This window comes from Buttiauxella noackiae, assembly GCF_000737905.1.
GTDB lineage: Bacteria > Pseudomonadota > Gammaproteobacteria > Enterobacterales > Enterobacteriaceae > Buttiauxella > Buttiauxella noackiae.
This window is the reverse complement of the sequence record NZ_JPRU01000001.1, coordinates 938823-955888: the sequence shown is the minus strand read 5'-3', so window position 1 is coordinate 955888 and position 17066 is coordinate 938823. Positions and strand designations below refer to the sequence as shown.

The 17066-nt window shown below is 49.5% G+C and carries 18 protein-coding genes; 8 read left to right on the top strand and 10 right to left on the bottom strand.

Annotated features, from left to right (window positions below; genetic code table 11):
* Positions 1–6 precede the first annotated feature (6 nt).
* Both sufE and ldtE read left to right on the top strand, forming a co-directional pair.
* Positions 7–423, top strand: a complete 417-nt coding sequence (gene sufE / locus IX31_RS04270) for a cysteine desulfuration protein SufE (RefSeq protein WP_034455917.1) — start codon at positions 7–9, stop codon at positions 421–423.
* A 100-nt stretch (positions 424–523) separates the two neighbouring features.
* Positions 524–1573 carry a L,D-transpeptidase LdtE gene (gene ldtE / locus IX31_RS04265; RefSeq protein WP_034455916.1) on the top strand — a complete coding sequence of 350 codons (1050 nt, stop codon included), beginning with the start codon at positions 524–526 and terminating at the stop codon, positions 1571–1573.
* Positions 1574–1648: 75 nt separating this feature from the next.
* Here the strand turns inward: ldtE and IX31_RS04260 are convergent, their stop codons facing one another.
* The 3 genes from IX31_RS04260 to ynhH all read right to left on the bottom strand — a co-directional run bounded on the left by IX31_RS04260 (position 1649) and on the right by ynhH (position 3808).
* A complete protein-coding gene (locus IX31_RS04260; RefSeq protein ID WP_034455915.1) occupies positions 1649–1885 on the bottom strand; it encodes a major outer membrane lipoprotein in 237 nt (78 codons plus the stop codon).
* Positions 1886–2192: 307 nt separating this feature from the next.
* On the bottom strand, positions 2193–3605 hold the full coding sequence (gene pykF, locus IX31_RS04255) for a pyruvate kinase PykF (RefSeq protein WP_034455914.1): 1413 nt from the start codon (positions 3603–3605) through the stop codon (positions 2193–2195).
* On the bottom strand, positions 3602–3808 hold the full coding sequence (ynhH, locus tag IX31_RS23765; RefSeq protein ID WP_422110224.1) for a protein YnhH: 207 nt from the start codon (positions 3806–3808) through the stop codon (positions 3602–3604). The genes pykF and ynhH overlap by 4 nt, the downstream gene beginning before the upstream one ends.
* Before the next feature lie 401 nt (positions 3809–4209).
* Between ynhH and IX31_RS04250 the strand changes: the two genes are divergently transcribed.
* A complete protein-coding gene (locus IX31_RS04250; protein WP_034455913.1) occupies positions 4210–4416 on the top strand; it encodes a hypothetical protein in 207 nt (68 codons plus the stop codon).
* 57 nt (positions 4417–4473) lie between these two features.
* Here IX31_RS04250 and IX31_RS04245 read toward each other — a convergent pair whose 3' ends face one another.
* The 6 genes from IX31_RS04245 to IX31_RS04220 all read right to left on the bottom strand — a co-directional run bounded on the left by IX31_RS04245 (position 4474) and on the right by IX31_RS04220 (position 10604).
* Positions 4474–5640, bottom strand: a complete 1167-nt coding sequence (locus IX31_RS04245) for a cupin domain-containing protein (RefSeq protein WP_034455912.1) — start codon at positions 5638–5640, stop codon at positions 4474–4476.
* A 10-nt stretch (positions 5641–5650) separates the two neighbouring features.
* Entirely contained in the window at positions 5651–6442 is a 792-nt protein-coding gene (locus IX31_RS04240; protein ID WP_034455911.1) for an HpcH/HpaI aldolase family protein, read from the bottom strand.
* The gene (locus IX31_RS04235; protein WP_034455910.1) at positions 6439–7170 is read right to left on the bottom strand and encodes an alpha/beta fold hydrolase; all 732 of its coding nucleotides are present in this window, start codon (positions 7168–7170) and stop codon (positions 6439–6441) included. Before IX31_RS04235 ends, IX31_RS04240 begins: the two co-directional genes overlap by 4 nt.
* On the bottom strand, positions 7167–7934 hold the full coding sequence (locus IX31_RS04230) for an SDR family NAD(P)-dependent oxidoreductase (RefSeq protein ID WP_241767174.1): 768 nt from the start codon (positions 7932–7934) through the stop codon (positions 7167–7169). Before IX31_RS04230 ends, IX31_RS04235 begins: the two co-directional genes overlap by 4 nt.
* Positions 7934–9265, bottom strand: a complete 1332-nt coding sequence (hisD, locus tag IX31_RS04225) for a histidinol dehydrogenase (protein ID WP_034455909.1) — start codon at positions 9263–9265, stop codon at positions 7934–7936. The genes IX31_RS04230 and hisD (IX31_RS04225) overlap by 1 nt, the downstream gene beginning before the upstream one ends.
* A gap of 88 nt (positions 9266–9353) precedes the next feature.
* Positions 9354–10604, bottom strand: a complete 1251-nt coding sequence (locus IX31_RS04220; RefSeq protein ID WP_034455908.1) for an MFS transporter — start codon at positions 10602–10604, stop codon at positions 9354–9356.
* 284 nt (positions 10605–10888) lie between these two features.
* On the opposite strand from IX31_RS04220, the gene IX31_RS04215 reads away from it, so the two are divergent.
* From IX31_RS04215 to IX31_RS04195, 5 genes are all read left to right on the top strand, one after another.
* Entirely contained in the window at positions 10889–11959 is a 1071-nt protein-coding gene (locus IX31_RS04215) for a LacI family DNA-binding transcriptional regulator (protein WP_034457147.1), read from the top strand.
* Positions 11956–12927, top strand: a complete 972-nt coding sequence (locus tag IX31_RS04210; protein WP_034455907.1) for a nuclear transport factor 2 family protein — start codon at positions 11956–11958, stop codon at positions 12925–12927. Before IX31_RS04215 ends, IX31_RS04210 begins: the two co-directional genes overlap by 4 nt.
* 195 nt (positions 12928–13122) lie before the next feature.
* Positions 13123–14262 (top strand): nuclear transport factor 2 family protein, encoded by a 1140-nt coding sequence (locus tag IX31_RS04205; protein ID WP_034455906.1) that lies wholly within the window; start codon positions 13123–13125, stop codon positions 14260–14262.
* A 3-nt stretch (positions 14263–14265) separates the two neighbouring features.
* Positions 14266–15573, top strand: coding sequence for a histidinol dehydrogenase (gene hisD / locus IX31_RS04200; protein WP_034455905.1), 1308 nt, complete (start codon positions 14266–14268; stop codon positions 15571–15573).
* Positions 15574–15748: 175 nt separating this feature from the next.
* Complete coding sequence (locus tag IX31_RS04195; protein WP_034455904.1) at positions 15749–16063, top strand: hypothetical protein; 315 nt, start codon at positions 15749–15751, stop codon at positions 16061–16063.
* 80 nt (positions 16064–16143) lie between these two features.
* Here IX31_RS04195 and IX31_RS04190 read toward each other — a convergent pair whose 3' ends face one another.
* Positions 16144–16950 (bottom strand): transporter substrate-binding domain-containing protein, encoded by an 807-nt coding sequence (locus tag IX31_RS04190; protein ID WP_034455903.1) that lies wholly within the window; start codon positions 16948–16950, stop codon positions 16144–16146.
* Positions 16951–17066: the final 116 nt, after the last annotated feature.

The window sequence follows — 17066 nt, the reverse complement described above, 5'->3', positions numbered from 1 at the left end:
CAAGCCATGGCTACATTGCCAGATAAAGAAAAACTGCTGAAAAACTTTAGTCGGTGCAGCAACTGGGAAGAGAAATATCTCTATATCATTGAGCTGGGCGCGCGTCTCCCGGAGTTATCGCAAGCTGAGCATAAAGCAGAAAACATTATTCAGGGCTGTCAGAGTCAGGTATGGATTGTGATCCATCAACAGCCCGATGGTGTCATTACGCTTGAGGGGGATAGCGACGCTGCGATTGTCAAAGGGCTGATTGCTATCGTATTTATTCTCTACCAAAAGATGACTGCACAGGATATTGTCGCGTTTGATGTGCGCCCCTGGTTTGAGAAACTTGAACTGGCTCAACACCTTACCCCTTCGCGTTCGCAAGGGCTTGAAGCAATGATCCGCGCTATTCGTACCAAAGCCGCCAATCTTAGCTAAACTCAAAGAACAGCTTTCATCCTGTTAACGCGAGGTAATTTCATTGCCTCGCATGGCTTTCAGCATTCCGGCATTCAGCCGGTGAATACAGGAATTCAGTATGAAACGCGCGTTCTCTCAAATAACATTATTTTTAATTAGCGCTCTGGCAGCAAGCCAGTCGGCGTGGGCTGTCGATTATTTACTCCCACCATCGGGCAGTCGGATAATCGGTGAGAATCAAACTTATATTGTCCCTAATGACGGTAAAAACCTTGAGGCAGTCGCGGCGAAATATAATACCGGTGTGCTACTACTGCTTGAGGCGAATAACACTGTCGACCCATTCCTGCCAAAACCGGGCAGCGAGATAACTATTCCGTCACAAATGATCCTGCCGGATACGCCACGTGAGGGAATTGTCATTAATCTTGCTGAGTTACGACTGTATTACTATCCGCCAGGTCAGAATCGCGTTGAGGTTTATCCATTGGGGATTGGCCAACTGGGGCGTGAAACCCCCGTGATGGTGACTCGTATCAGCCAAAAGATCCCAAATCCAACCTGGACACCAACTGCTAATATTCGTGCGCGTTCAGCGGCCCAGGGTATTACGCTGCCTGCCGTGGTGCCTGCGGGTCCCAATAACCCTCTGGGACGTTATGCATTGCGCCTCGAGCAGGGCGGTGGTGAATACCTGATTCATGGCACCAACGCGCGTAACAGTATCGGTTTGCGCGTGAGTTCGGGTTGTATGCGTATGAGGGCGCCAGATATCAAAGCGTTATTTAGCCAGGTTGCCTGGGGCACTCGGGTGCAAATCATCAACGAACCGGTGAAATACAGCATTGAGCCTGATGGCAGGCGCTTTGTGGAAGTGCATCAGCCTTTGTCGCGCAACGATTGGGAAAACCCGCAGACTGTGCCGATTGCAATTTCAGCCTCATTCGGTTCGTTTATCGACAACCCAATGAGCGACAAGGCGCAGGTCGATAGTGCCATTTCACGGCGAGCGGGTTACCCGGTGCTGGTGAATGCGCCGCAGGGTGTACCGTCGCAACCGGTGAATATCACGCCTATACAGAGCGTCAGGACGACGACAGGTAGTGCGCCAGTCACAAGTAGTGGTGCAAGTGTCATAAGTGGGCAAAGCAGCGTGGTGATGAATTAGTGCAGTATTTCGAGTTGCAGGAATTTAAGGCAAAAAAAATGGCGCACAATGTGCGCCATTTTAATACAAGTACTCTTACTTACGGTAAGAGTGAGCTTGGTTGTCCAGACGCTGGTTAGCGCGTGCTGCGTCGTCTTTAGCAGCTTGAACGTCAGAACGCATTGCGTTCACGTCGTTGCTCAGCTGATCAACTTTAGCGTTCAGAGTCTGAACGTCAGAAGACAGTTGATCAATTTTAGCGTTAGAAGAACAACCTGCCAGCATAGTAGAAGCCAGGATTACCGCGCCCAGTACCAGTTTAGTACGATTCATTATTAATACCCTCTAGATTGAGTTAATCTCCATGTAGCGTTACAAGTATTACACAAAGTTTTTTATCTTGAGAATAAATTTTTGATGGGAATGCACTTAAATTTGATCGTTCGCTCAAAGAAACACCGAACCGGGGCTAAAATCTAAAAAAAATAGAAAAAACAGAGGATTTTAATCGGATTCATCTTACTAAATTGCGACTTAAATAGAGCAGGCCGATTTGCTTTTCAATGCGAATTGTCCATTTAAACGAATAAAAAAAGCGCCCGCGGGCGCTTTTTAAGCAAATTATTCGTTCACAGGAAATTTACAGTACGTGAACAGATGCAGTATTGGTGGTGCCACTTGGTACCAGAGCACCAGAAACCATCACTACGATATCGCCTTTACGAGCCAGACCGCTTTCCAGCGCAACTTCTTTACCCAGACGGTAGAAATCATCAGTAGATGCGATTTCTTTAACCAGCTGAGGAACAACGCCTTTGCTCAGAACTAACTGGCGCGCAGTGACTTCGTTGGTGGTCAGAGCCAGGATAGTTGCGTTAGGGAAGTATTTGCGCACAGCTTTAGCAGATTTACCGCCTTGAGTCGCAACAACAACAACTGGAGCGTCCAGTTTTTCTGCAGTTTCAACTGCACCACGGCAAACGGCTTCAGTGATACGCAGTTTACGGCTGTCTTGATTGTTATCCAGACGGCTGGTCATCACGCGGTCAGTACGCTCACAGATGGTTGCCATGATGGTCACAGCTTCCAGTGGGTATTTACCTTTAGCTGACTCACCAGACAGCATGACTGCGTCGGTGCCGTCGATGATGGCGTTAGCAACGTCACCCGCTTCTGCGCGAGTAGGGCGTGGGTTTTTGATCATGGAGTCGAGCATCTGAGTTGCAGTGATAACAACTTTACGTGCGCGAACACATTTCTCGATCATCATCTTCTGAGCGAAGATAACTTCTTCAACCGGGATTTCAACGCCCAGGTCACCACGAGCAACCATGATGCCGTCAGAAGCTTCGAGGATTTCGTCGAAGTTGTTCAGGCCTTCCTGGTTTTCGATTTTGGAGATGATCTGGATGTTTTCGCCGCCATGAGCTTTTAAGTGCTCGCGGATTTCAACAACGTCAGAACGTTTACGGATAAAGGACGCAGCAACGAAATCAACGCCTTGCTCACAACCGAAGACCAGGTCTTGCTTGTCTTTTTCAGCCAGTGCTGGCAGAGCGATGGAAACGCCTGGCAGGTTAACGCCTTTGTTTTCGCCCAGATCGCCGTTATTCAGTACTTTACAAACAACGTTTTTGCCTTCGATTGCAGTCACTTCCATACCGATCAGACCATCGTCTACCAGTACAGTGTTGCCCACGCTCAGGTCGCTGGTGAAACCTTCGTAAGTTACAGCAACGATATCGCTGTTACCCACAACAGTTTTGTCAGTGGTGAAAGTAAAGGTCTGACCCGCTTTCAGGGAAACGTCGTTGCCGCCTTCCAGTTTGATTGTGCGGATTTCAGGGCCTTTGGTGTCCAGCAAGATTGCTGCTTTCTTACCAGACTTTTCCATCACGTTGCGCAAGTTCTTGATACGCTGACCGTGCTCTTCGTAGTCACCGTGGGAGAAGTTCAGACGCATTACGTTCATGCCAGCATCAAGCATTTTGCTCAGCATTTCTTCGGATTCGGTTTTTGGACCGATGGTGCAAACAATTTTAGTCTTTTTCATGACAGTCTTATCTGTAAGTTGAGAAGGATTGTGGAAATTCGGTTCCGGTAGATACGGGCGCCGGAGCGCAAACTAAAGCTGATATTGTTCAAGTGCCACCCGGTAAGGATAGGTGACAGAAATAAAGCGTGCAGAGGAAAGTGTGCTTGCGGTTCAGCCTGCCGGGGATATTGATTGTTTTCTAGTGTATTAAGACAGTTCAATGCGCTGAAACCATTCAAGTCAAGACCTCGCCTATTATAGAGACAACTTCCTGTGAAAGGAATTAAAAACGCTGTTTCAAATTCGGAGTGCGCATAAATACAGCGAAGTGTTATCAATGCGTTAAAGATCTATTAATGAGATGAGTGGTGGAAATAAGAGATAAGGCAGATTAACAGGAATCTTTGGGTAACGAAACAAAAGCATTTTTCGTTATTTGGTTAAAAATTCAAATTTTAGTGATTTATTAAAATTTATTTGCAGAATAAACTGTTTTTGTCTGATATTAACGCGAGTAAGACTGAGTTTGTGTACCGATTCAGGCATGGTAAGCACTCTTTATTCTGGGTAAGTTTGAAAATCACTCCTGCTCTATGTTTCTATTTTCGTGAAGAATTTTTCAATGATTAAGTTTTTGATTCCTGGTTTTATTGTGGTGGCTTTCATCGCAGCTTGCTCGACTGCTCCGGCGAAGCGGATAGCTGAATGTGAGAATCACGGTGAAAGAGCAGGGGTATGTGCGGCGCATGAATGGGATTTTGATATGGAAAGTCCGTATCCAGATAACAACCTTTCGGTATTGGCAAGCCGCGTAACCGCTCAGAAGTAAGCCGTCACGCGGGCGTTGTTACCGCCTTTTCATCCTCGGCAAACGGTGTAATCCCGCCTAAAGTGCGCGAGCGACTTTCTCTCCCGCCCGGCGTGCCGTTGCTGGCAATAAACTTGCCGTCGCCACATAGCCATCGGGATCGAGACAGCGATCCCATTCCAGCGCCTGTTCAAGAATGCCTGCATCCCAATATAATTTTTTACGATGATCGCCCTGAGTGGTCAGCGTTGCTTCCATCGTGCCATCAAGCGCTCGATACTGGCGCCAGCTACCGCCAGGCACAGAAATCACCGATCCCTCTTTCGCCACTATAGTGACCTCTTCTCCCGGGCGATTCCATGTCACTTCTAATGTACCTTTGAACACCATTAACACCTGAACATCCGGGCAGCAGTGCAGGCCGACACGTTTTTCGTTCTGAATACGGAGCCATTCCACCGAAAAACCATGCGGGTTAAGAATCGGAGGTTCGTTATGACGATCCTGCGATATGCCATAGCCAATGACCGGCGCCAGTTCGCCACCATGCCCGGGTAAGATAGCGTCGAGCAGGGCATTTTCCGACCACTGACGCTGTTCGCCTGTTACAGCGCGTTGGCTCATTTCTTCAACGGAATAATCGCGCAATGCGGCAATATGTTCCGTGCCGAGCGGCTGCAGCAGATCATTCTCACCGGGTAAAGTGTCTCCAGCTTCAAGGTCAATGAGCATATTATCCCGGCTCAAATACATCCCATATTCGCGAGCCGCATCGAGAATCGATGGGTGCCAGATAATGCCACCGGTGTTATTCCCTCCCAGTACGGTAAACACCATGCCGCAGGTATCGGTTGGGCTGACGTTAGTAAACCCACGGAAAATCCAGGTCGGGATCGACAAAATCGCCGGAGCGCTGAATTCGGCTTCATGCTCGCCATTTGCACCCCAGCGAAAACGCCAGCTCCCTTCATGTATCAGAAACACTTCGGCGGTGAAATGCAGATGCAGATTATTGGTCACCCCTTTAGGCATTGCGGCGGCGCCAATATTAAAACCGTGTGGCTCTGGAATATTGACTACTTGAGAGGCCGACTGCGTCACGCCAGGACCAATAAAGGAATAGTTTTGCTTGAGATGCGAACCCGGTAGTTTGCAGTCGATAAAAGCAACACTACAGGAAACGCGATCTTCCGGGCGCACCAGACGGCGCTGTGCTTCTTCTTGTGTCAGAGTGATGTTTTGCATATTTTCTCCATTAGTATCCAGATGTGCCGGTGGCAGGTGCAGTTTCGCCGCGAGCGGCAGCGATGGCAGTGCGTGCTGCACTGCCAAGCTGCATAACGTCGTTGGCGGGAGTCACGAAATGAAAACCCTGAGCCAGTCGATTCGCTGCGGCTTGCCCGGAAGTACAGAAAATTCCGGCAAGTTTGTTGTGCGCCCGACAGCGATCCAGCACTCGCTCGACTGCTGCCAGCATCTCGGGGTGTTGGGACTCGGCACTCGCACTGCCAGTAAGCGTTAACGAAAGATCGTTCGGACCGATAAATACGCCGTCCAGCCCGTTGGTATCGAGAATGGCATCCAGGTTATCCAGCCCCTCGCGAGTCTCAATCATCGCCAGCGTCAGAATCTCTTCATTGGCGTACTGTGGATAATCTTTTCCGCCGTAAAGTAGCGCGCGTGCCGGGCCAAAAGAGCGGTTACCGAGCGGTGGGTAACGACAAGCAGAAACAAACTGCTGAGCTTGCCCAGCCGTTGAGATCATCGGGCAAATAATTCCCCAGGCTCCGGCATCAAGCAGGCGCATAATTTGTGCAGGATCATTGGTGTTAACCCGTGCCAGCGGTGTGGCGGGGGTGGCGGAAATGGCCTGGAGCATTGACAGCGCGCTCGCGAAATCAATCATGCCGTGCTGCATATCGACAGTGACCGAGTCGTAGCCCTGATGCCCGGCTATTTCGGCGCTGTAACCGGAGGGAATGGCCAGCCAGCCGTTGATAATCGGTTGCTGCTCGCGAAAGGCGGTTTTTAGCGGATTTTTTCTCATGCTTTTGACTCCTGTATCCAGTTACGCATGGCGATTGCCGCCAGCTGTGGTGCTTCAAGGGGGATAAAATGGCCGCTGTCGGGAAGGGTTATCCAGCGTGCATAAGGCGCAGCTTCGGCAACAGCCTGGTGATGCTGTGGGGTACAAATCACGTCATAAGCGCCGTTCAGTATCAGCGTTGGCGAGCGAAACGCTGCCAGTGCGCTGCGGCGATCGGTGCGGGAAATGGCGATTTCAGTTTGCTGGGCGAAAGTGTCGATGCCGGTCTCTTTGGCCATTTGGATGATGGTGTTGTACAGGGCCGCGTCATCAAGCCGATGTGGGGCAACATATTTCACCCAAAGGTTCTCGGTTAACCAGCGGGCCAAACCGGCGCGAGCCGCTTGCGCAACAGCTGCTCGCCGCACGGGCGCATTTTCCGGCAGATCGCACAGTGGATTGACCGATAGCAGAGCAAGACCAGCGATGCGTTCTGGTGCCAGCGCCATCATTTGCAGCGCGACCATTGCGCCCAGAGAGAATCCAGCCAGGCAAAAACGCGCTGGCAATACCTCAAGCAACAGGCTTGCTACTGCATTTGCGCAATCGGCACCGCTGATGGTCACGCAGCTAACATGGCTGACATTAAGTTGCTCGACCAACTGCTGCCACAGCCGGGCATTGCACAGCGTTCCGCCGAGTAAAATCAATGGCGCGTGGTGGTTTTCCAGTAACGGGAGTGTATTCATGTTGCCGTCCATCCCCCATCAACCATTAATGATGAGCCTGTGATCAGCGCCGCAGCAGGCGAGGCGAGAAAAACCACTGGCCCCATAACATCCTCCAGCGTCCCCAACCGTTTCAGCTTGATGTTATCCAGCACGTATCGACTGAACGTGGGATCGGCCAGATTTTTACGTGACAACTCAGTGGCAATAAATGTCGGGCAAAGCGTGTTGACGCGAATACCCGAGCCGCCAAGTTCCAGCGCCATCGTCTTGGTCAACCCTTCAAGTGCGAACTTCGACGCACAATAGACGCTGCGATCCGGGCCACCGACATGGCCCATTTGCGAAGAAATATGAATAATCGAGCCGGAGATTTGCTGCCTTCTCATACGGCGTGCAACCTGCTGGCTGATAAAGAATGTTGCTCGCAGATTTAGCGCCATGACCGCATCGTAATTATCTTCACTGACTTCAAGAAAAGGTTCGTGACGGGCAAGCCCGGCACTGTTCACCAGAATGTCGAAATCCGGGAGCGTTGCCAGCGTTTCAGCAACTTGCCGCGTGTCGGTAATATCCAGTACTACGCTATTAAGGTGCAGGTTTTCTGTTGCAGCACTTTTGACCGCCTCCTCAAGTTGCGATTGCTGGCGGGCGATAATCCACACTTCAGCCCCGGCGTGAGCCAGTGCAATGGCTGCCGCAAAACCAATACCACGGGAACCGCCGGTGACCAGTGCACGGCGGTTATCGAGGCGAAACTCCGGGGGACGAGGGAGGGCCATCATCACGAGGCCTTCTCAATATCGGTTGCCGGAACCGCACCTGCGTAAGGCACATCTTGTTTACCGTAGCGGCGCACACGAATATTGGCCTGCTCAGCATGGCCAGAAAAACCTTCCAGCTGGCAAAGGCGCGAGCAGTAGCTGCCAATTTCTGTCGATGCTTCATCGCTCAACACTTTTTGCCAGGTACAGGTTTTCATGAATTTCCCAACCCACAGCCCGCCGGTGTAGCGCGCGGCTTTTTGCGTTGGCAGGGTGTGATTGGTACCGATGACTTTATCGCCATAAGCGACATTGGTGCGCGGGCCGAGGAACAGTGCGCCAAAGTTAGTCATATTAGCGAGGAACCAGTCGTCGCGTGCAGTCATAACCTGCACATGTTCGGAGGCGATACGGTCAGCTTCCTGCAGCATCTCTTCGTAACTTTCGCAGACGATCACCTCTCCATAATCTCGCCACGCCTGGCGGGCAATCTCAGCGGTAGGCAATTGCGTCAACAGGCGCTCGACTTCACGCATTGTTTCTTGCGCTAGTTTCAGGGAATTGGTTAGCAAAATGGCGGGCGTCGTCACGCCGTGTTCGGCCTGGCCTAATAAATCGGTGGCGCACATTTCTGCATCTACCGTTTCATCGGCAATAATCAATGTTTCAGTCGGGCCAGCAAACAGGTCAATCCCCACTCGGCCAAACAACTGGCGTTTAGCCTCAGCAACAAATGCGTTACCAGGGCCAACCAGCATATCGACCGGTGCGATAGTGTCAGTGCCCAGCGCCATGGCACCAATCGCCTGAATGCCGCCTAAAGCATAAATTTCAGTTGCCCCAGCCATTGCCTGTGCAGCCACAATCGCTGGAGCAGGGCGGCCATGGAAAGGCGGGGCACAACTAATAATGCGTGAACAGCCCGCAACGTTGGCGGTAATGATCGACATATGCGCGGAAGCTAATAGCGGATATTTCCCTCCGGGAACGTAACAGCCGACTGCATTAATCGGGATATTCTTGTGACCGAGAATAACGCCAGGACGAGTTTCAATTTCAAGATCGGTCAGGCAACCTTTTTGTGCGCTGGCAAAATTGAAAACTTGCTGCTGGGCAAACTCAATATCTTTAATATCCTGGCGACTTAATTGTTTGATGCAGGCATTAATTTCCTGCTGTGATAAACGGTAATCCTGGCGGTCATAATTATCGAACTTAATGGATAATTCACGAATAGCTTCGTTACCGCGTTGTTCGATATCTGCCAGTATATTTTCAACAATAATACTGGTTTGTTTATTCGCTTGTTGACGTTCTGATAAAGACTTACTGGTTTTTAAATATTGCGCCATGATGCGTTCCTTTCCTGTTTTATGCGTGACAATCCCGCCCAGTAATTTGGGTGAAACGGTAAATCAGAATTAAATCAGGTGTTACATACTAAAGTTTATTGGCATAACCCCGAGCCTGTGCAGTAGAGAGTTGTTGCAGATTCTTAATCGCGGCTTTTGACTGGCGTTGATATACACTTCGCGCCGCCATGGGGGTCAGGAAGGCTGCAATAACACTCAGCGCGCCAATCATCAGATAACCGGACGATAAATTAATGTGTTGCAACATCAAGCCCATTGCCACCGGGCCAATAAACATGCCGACAGAATAAATAGTCTGGAATAACCCCATACGCGTGGATTGCTCATCCTCGACGGTATTCACCACGCTCAGAGACATAAATACTGCAAAAGCCATCCCAAATGAGAAACCAGCAATCGCCTGGAATACGTAGATTAAGTACATATTGCTGGTGAACGGGATGCCAATACTGGAAACCACTTGCAGAATAATGCCGATAACGGCGGTCTTCACCAGGCCGAGGCGTTTGTAAAACACTGAACTACAAAGCGCGATGGCTAACGCGTAGAAAATCAGATGCACGTTACTGAGCAGCGTCAGGATCCCGGCTTTTGCGCCGAGCTGCTGGGCGTAGATGGGTGTCAACGTATCGCGGGTGGCGAAAGGCACCAGAATCACAATGGTTGCTAGCAGGCCGATAAACCACACGGACCGGTCTGCCAACTGACGTTTTGCACTATTTATGCAGGCTTTCAAAGTGGGAGCACGAGCGGCATCGTGAACTTCTTTAATACGAAACGTCAGAATTAGTGCCAACAGCGCTGAAACGCTGGAGACAAAATAGCCGATGTTTTTGTCAAAAAAGTGAATCAACACGCCACCGATACAGTTACCGAGAAATACGCCAAGCGGCCCTGCTAGCGCTAATAATGCTACCGCAGCAGGGGCATCTTTTTTATCAAAATAACGAATAAACAAGATGTTATAGAGAACCCATGTGGCGGCAGTAAAACCATCGGCGGCTTTTGCCAGGTAGAGCGTGGTGGCATTAGGTTCCAGATAAGCAATCGGCCAGGTGATCAGCGGAAGCAGCAGGCTGAACTGGATAAAGATTTTTCGGCTCTTTACTACGTCGGACAAAATGCCAATCGGGAAGCGCACAAACAACGTCGCTAATCCACTGGCGCCCATAATCATTCCCACTATTTCAGGTTGCATCCCCTCGCTGATTAACATCGGTGCCAGGAAGGCGTCAATGCTGTGGATGCAAATAAAAAACAGCACGCTAATGGAAAAAAACAGCCTGACTTCAGAACGACTAAATAGTGCACGAAACATGGTGGTGAACCTCTGAAAGATTAATGGGTTATAACCAATCAAGTACGGCATTAACCGGTGCAATTCTTCGTCGCGACTTTGCGTCACCGGTAAAAATTGACGGTGTGATTTTTCTTTTGTGCATACGTATTCAAAAAATGAAGTTACGAAAAGGTTTCAATTTTGTAAAGGGTGATTATGTAAATGTGAAAAAAATAATTTTGTCTGTTGCATACGCATGCAAAGATGGTGTAAGTATAAAAAACAGGCTTTCCAGCAGGGATGTGGATAAGGAATACCAGACCATGAAACGTAAGACTTTTGGACCCGTGACTTCGCAGCAGGTGGCGCAGATAGCGGGAGTGTCGCAATCGGCGGTATCGCGAACGTTCACTCCGGGGGCGAGTATTTCACCGGCGACGCGTGAAAAAGTGCTGAAGGCTGCACGTGAGCTGGGTTATCGGCCAAACGCCATTGCCCGTTCGCTAAACACGGCTCGCTCCCGGATCGTCGGTGTGGTGATGTCCTATTTTGATAACCAGTTTTACCCGCAGGTGCTTGAAGCGCTGGCGCAAAAACTCGATGAATTGAACTACCACTTGCTGCTTTTCGTTGGCGATCGTGACGGCAATGTCGACCGGATTTTTGACCAGATCATGCAGTATCGCGTTGATGGCATCGTTTTGGCCTCGGTGTCGCTGTCGGTTGAACTTTCAGAGGAGTGTGTTGCGGCCGGTATTCCGGTCGTGCTGTTCAATCGCAGTGAAGAAAATGCCACCGCGTCGAGCGTGAACACCGATAACGAAGCAGCTGCGCGCAACATTGCTGAGTTCTTGCTTGCCGGGCAGCATCAGCGTTTTGCTTATGTCGCCGGGCTTGCAGATTCTTCGGCAAACCTCGCAAGACAAAAAGGTTTTATTACCGCGTTGCAAAGCCATGGCGTGAAAGATATTCGCGTGGTGCAGGGCGATTACGATGCGCAGAAAACGGCCCAGGCCGCCGGGGAACTCTTTTCCTCGCCGCAACCGCCGGATGCTATTTTTGCCGCCAACGACCATATGGCGCTGATGATCATGGATATCGCGCGTTACGAATTTGGCCTGCGCATTCCTGAGGATCTTTCGGTGATTGGCTATGACGATACAGGTCCTTCCGGTTGGCCTTCCTATGCGTTGACTTCAGCCTCGCAACCTGTCGAAGCGATGGTGAGTTCCACCATAGGGCTACTCATGAAACAGATTGAAAGTGAAAACATTGAGCCGGAGCAGGTGGTTGTGCCCGGGGTGCTGGTGGTTCGCCATTCCGCAAGGCGTCCACAGTTTGGCGTTATCGAAAAAGACGGGCTGTGTTTATTCCAGCCGCAGGAGGTTGAATGACCAGGTTGCCGGGCTTTAGTCCCCAGTTTGATTCAATACAGCAATTTATTTTGACCCTGACTCATGTGGTATGGGAGCAAAAAGACATCGGCCAACTGGCGGATTTTTACGCCACGCCTGTGGTGTTCCATACGCCGGAAAAACAGCTCACTGACCTCTCGCAATTCATGCGTCTGACACTTGAAGCGATGCACAGTTTCCCGCAGCGCACGGTGCTAACCGAAGATATTCTCTGCTCTCATACGCCACAATTTGAGTACTACGCCGCACAACGTACTCTGGCCTGCATTCAGCACCAGGGCGAGGGGTTCTTTGGCAAACCGTGCGGCAAATCAATTTGGGTCCGTACCTGGGCCGATCGCGTTTGCTCCGAAGGGGCGGTGCGTCAGGAGTGGTTATTGCAGGATAGGGCCGCCATCGTTTCTCAAATTGGGATGGATGTGCGTGATTTTGCCCAACAGCTGGCACACTCGCGCCGTGAAGCGGGTCTTGAAAATATCTCAGCTGAAGAGATGGACGCTCGCTGGGCGGGTGGCCCGGAAGGCGATGATGTCGATGGCCCGTTGGCTGGACTGGTGGAGCGCTATTTGTCGATGTGGGCAGGCGGTAACAGCGGTGTGGTGCCGGGGCTTTATCACCCCGCAGCCACGTTGCATGGGCCAGGGCATGTCTTACGAACCGGTGAACAAGATATTGGTGGTTTTCTTTCCGGTTATCGAGCCTCGTTCGCTGACAGCGAAACGCATTTGCATCACCTTGTAGTGCGCCGTGATGCTAACGAACCGGTACGTTTATCGCTGCGTTGGTCGCTATTAACCTGGCATGATGGCTATGGGAAGTTTGGCATGCCGACGCGCCGTCCGGTTTCTATTACCGGAATTAGCCAGCTGGAATTACGCGATGGTTTAATTATTCGTGAATATCTTGGCGTCGATGAATTAGCTATCTGGTCACAGATCCTGAATTAATTACGTTAAATTAATGACAGGGGTATATTCCCCCTAAAATAAAACATCTGATTATGGTAATTAATTTATCAGGTGTTTCTATTGCTTAAATCTTGGATAAACGATTATCGCCATTTGCAGGTGAGGGGTATTCCTATCCCTGAATAATGTGCGCTGAGAAAAATAACAGCGCATTCATATAACGCAGGAGGTCATATGTCTTCAACTGAAACAACCAATAAAACACCGGTAACGTCGGAAAAAAGCAATGCGAAAGCCACGCGTGATGAACAGGTATTACAAGTGGAACGCCGTGACTTTGTCGACCTTGTCCCGGAAAAACGCCCGCGAGCTCAGTCATTAAGAGGTTTTGATGATTGTTATACCGATATTGTCGATTACATCGTGCGTTGTACCCATAAAATATGGGATGAGCGTGATGTCGGATTAATATATTCCCACTATACCCACAACTGCGTTTTATATAATGCGCTTGGCACCATGTATAACCGTGAGCAGGTGGTTCAGGATACATTGCAACGCCTGGTTGCCTTCCCTGAGCGCCGCGGCATGGCTACGCAGGTTATCTGGAACGGAAATGATGTCGAAGGATTTTATACCTCGCATCTGGTAACAGGCTCTGGTCGCCACACTCAGTACAGCCACCTTGGTAAACCGACAAACCGCACATTTGTGACGCGAACCGTCGCGGACTGCATGATCCACGAGAACAAAATTTACCGTGAGTGGGTGGTGAGCGACAACATGTCGATGATGCGCCAGCTCGGTCTGGACACTGACGCCGTCGCCTACGGTATGGCTAAAGAGCAATTTGATAAAGGTTTCCGCGTCACCGACATCGGTGAGAACCGCCGCATGGTGGGGCAATATCCACCAGAAATGGAATGCGATGTTTCTATCGCTCATACCGATACCGAAGAGCAATGCCTGCGTTGGCTACACGAAATCTACAATCGCCGTATGCTGGGAAAAATCAAAGATGTCTATGCACCTAATGTGCAGTGGCATGGCCCGCTGATGAAAGAGTTGTATGGCCAGGCCGCAGTGATTCACCAGACATTGGCGCTGATTGGCATGATCCCGGACGGTGCATGGATGCCGCAGCATATCTGTTCTAACCCTTGCGAAGAAGGCGGCACCAAAGTGGCGGTACGCTGGATCATGGAGGGGCACCACCTGGGTTATGGCGAGTTGGGCAAACCAACCGGTGAGCGCCTGTTCGTGATGGGCATGTCCCACTACCACATTGTAAACGGCAAAATTGTCGATGAGTGGGTGGTCTACGATCATCTGGCTCTGCTGGCGCAAATTAAACTGGGTCAAATGGAGGAATAAGAAATGGGCAAGATTTCTGAGGCTGATGTTGAGTTTATTAAACGTCCGCAGGGGCAGGACGTGCAGGCTGACCGCACGCTGACCGAGACGGTGCAGAACATTATTGACCAGGTGCGTGAGCGCGGTGATGCCGCGCTGCGCGACTACTCGGCAAAGTTTGATAAAACAACACCGGATACTTTTGAAGTGTCGGAAAAGGAAATTGCCCGAGTGTTGGCAGACCTCGACCCGCAAACGCGTAAAGACAGCGAGTTTGCTATTGCACAAGTGAAGCGTTTTGCGCAGGCGCAGCTGGCAACGATGCAACCCCTGGACGTTGAAACACTGCCGGGCGTGCATCTGGGGCACCGTATTATTCCGATTCAAACCGTGGGCTGTTATGTTCCAGGCGGGCGCTACCCGATTCTATCTGCACCGGTTATGTCGATTGTTCCCGCGGTGGTGGCGGGTTGCGACGAAATTATTGCTTGTCTGCCACCGGGTGCGCATTCGGCGATGATCGCCATTTGCCATCTTGCGGGAGCGCATCGCATCTTCAAAGTGGGTGGCGCACAGGCGATTGCCGCAATGGCATGGGGAACGGAATCTATCCCGGTGGTCGATAAAGTTGTGGGGCCTGGTAACGCATTCGTGAATGAGGCCAAGCGCCAGGTATTCGGTAAAGTCGGCATTGATGCGTTGGCAGGGCCGAGTGAAATATATGTCATTGCTGATGAGAGCGCCGACCCGAGAATTCTCGCAGCAGACCTTTTGGCTCAGGCCGAGCATGATGTCCATACTCGCGTTGGCATGGCAACAACCAGCCCACAAATTGCACACGAAACACTGGCAGAAATTGAACGCCAGTTATTGAATTTACCAACCGCTGCTACAGCGGGTGAGGCGTGGAAGCGGCAGGGGGAGATTGTTTTGTGCCGTGACGAAGCGCAGCTTATTGAGTGGGCAGACCATATGGCAACTGAGCATTTACAGGTGCATACCCGTGATCCTCATGCGACGGCCAGCAAAATCCGTAATTACGGCTCGTTGTTTATTGGGCAAAACGCCAGCGTCGTGTTCTCTGACAAATGCTGCGGTACAAACCACACGTTACCGACGATGGCCGCAGCCCGCTACACCGGGGGATTGTGGGTTGGTGCTTACGTGAAGATTTGTACCCATCAGTGGATTGACGACCACGGCATTGCTGCTGTGGCGCAACCCGCAGTGCGTCAAAGCCGCACCGAAGGGATGCAGGCTCACCGCCGTGCGGCAGAAATTCGTTTGTTGCCCGACAGTGTTGACGCGATAACAAATGGGGATCGTGATTAATTATTTATTCACAGCTGAACAGTATTACAGCAATCCACTTGAAATATCTTCAACATTAATTTTATTAATGTTTATTCTCTTGATTAGGTTATTTCTTAACTACATTATTATCTTGAAAGGGATGGGTGGTAAATGAATTACCCCCAAGTGTTAATATTAATCACGGATTTGGATTATGCTGTCACTGGAAATGGAAGACGATGTTGTCCTGCGGGTAAAAGGCATGGAAAAAATGCTTGAAGGGATTGTCCGCGAACTCAAAGCCAATAATGGTGTTGTTGACGAGTTTATCCGGGATGATATCGCAAGGTTCCGGCACTGTTCAAAAGATGTAATAACGCACCATGTTCAGGTATCTCGTAACGTGCGTAAAAGACTGGAAGATGTCACCATCCATTCTCAAAAATGCGTTCGTAAAACGGCCCAGAATAATTTGTTATATGGTGTATTGTGCGGAATGTCATTCTGCATGCTTTTACAATTGATGTAATTGGCATCGATGCATTATGGGAGAAAGTTACCTTTCTCCCTTTTTTATTTCTGGAAGACTGCGTGCTGGCTTGAATGCAACTAAGGTTTTTTAGTTATGTATTGATACATTTCCGCAGAAAGAGGGATATGTAGATTAATATTCTTTCCAGGCAGCTGACTGTTAAACCATTGCTCATAAAATTGTTTGAAATCACCGCGATTGAATCGTGCTGAAAGATTTTTATCAACAATATTTTTTAGCTCTATATCATCATGGCGCAGCATTATACTCAAGTCTTGCGCATTCCCAAGTGTCAGTTTTGATATCTGGTAATCCTTCATATCCTCACTGCTTTCAATGAGTTGCTTGAGAGAAATTTCATTTATCGCGGTGGCATAACTTTTATTGCTGCTCGTAGCAGAAAATGCTTCCTTCATTGTAGGTTGAGTAAGAACCATAATGTTAAGTTTCTGCAAGCGATTAAGACTGTTAATGTTAATTAAATCAGTGGTGCCTTTTGCCACACTGATCGTTCTTCCTGCTAAGTCCGAATAGGTATTAATATTATTTCCTTTGAATGAACCCAAACGTGTATAGACACACAGGTAATGGCGGGAGAAAAGAACAACATTTTCGCGACTCACCGTATCAGTATTAACAGAGCAGTCCATGTCAATGATATTATTGCTGAGCATTGTGGTACGCATGGCTACTGGTGTTGGAATATAATTCACAACCAAATCATTAATGTTCAGGCTTTTTTTCAACGATTCGGTTACATCTCTGCATAAATCAATGACATAACCGACCACATGCCCATCACTGGTTTTATAAGAATAGGGTGGCGCATCACGATAGCCAATATTAATAATTTTATGGCTGGAAATTCTCTCCAGTGTGGACATGTTTGTCTCTGCCTTCAAAAAAACGGCATAACAAACCAACGATAAACTTAGTACATATTTCAGAAGATGTTTCTTTTTCATTTATCTATTTTTTTGTGGTTGACGGTTATCTTCAA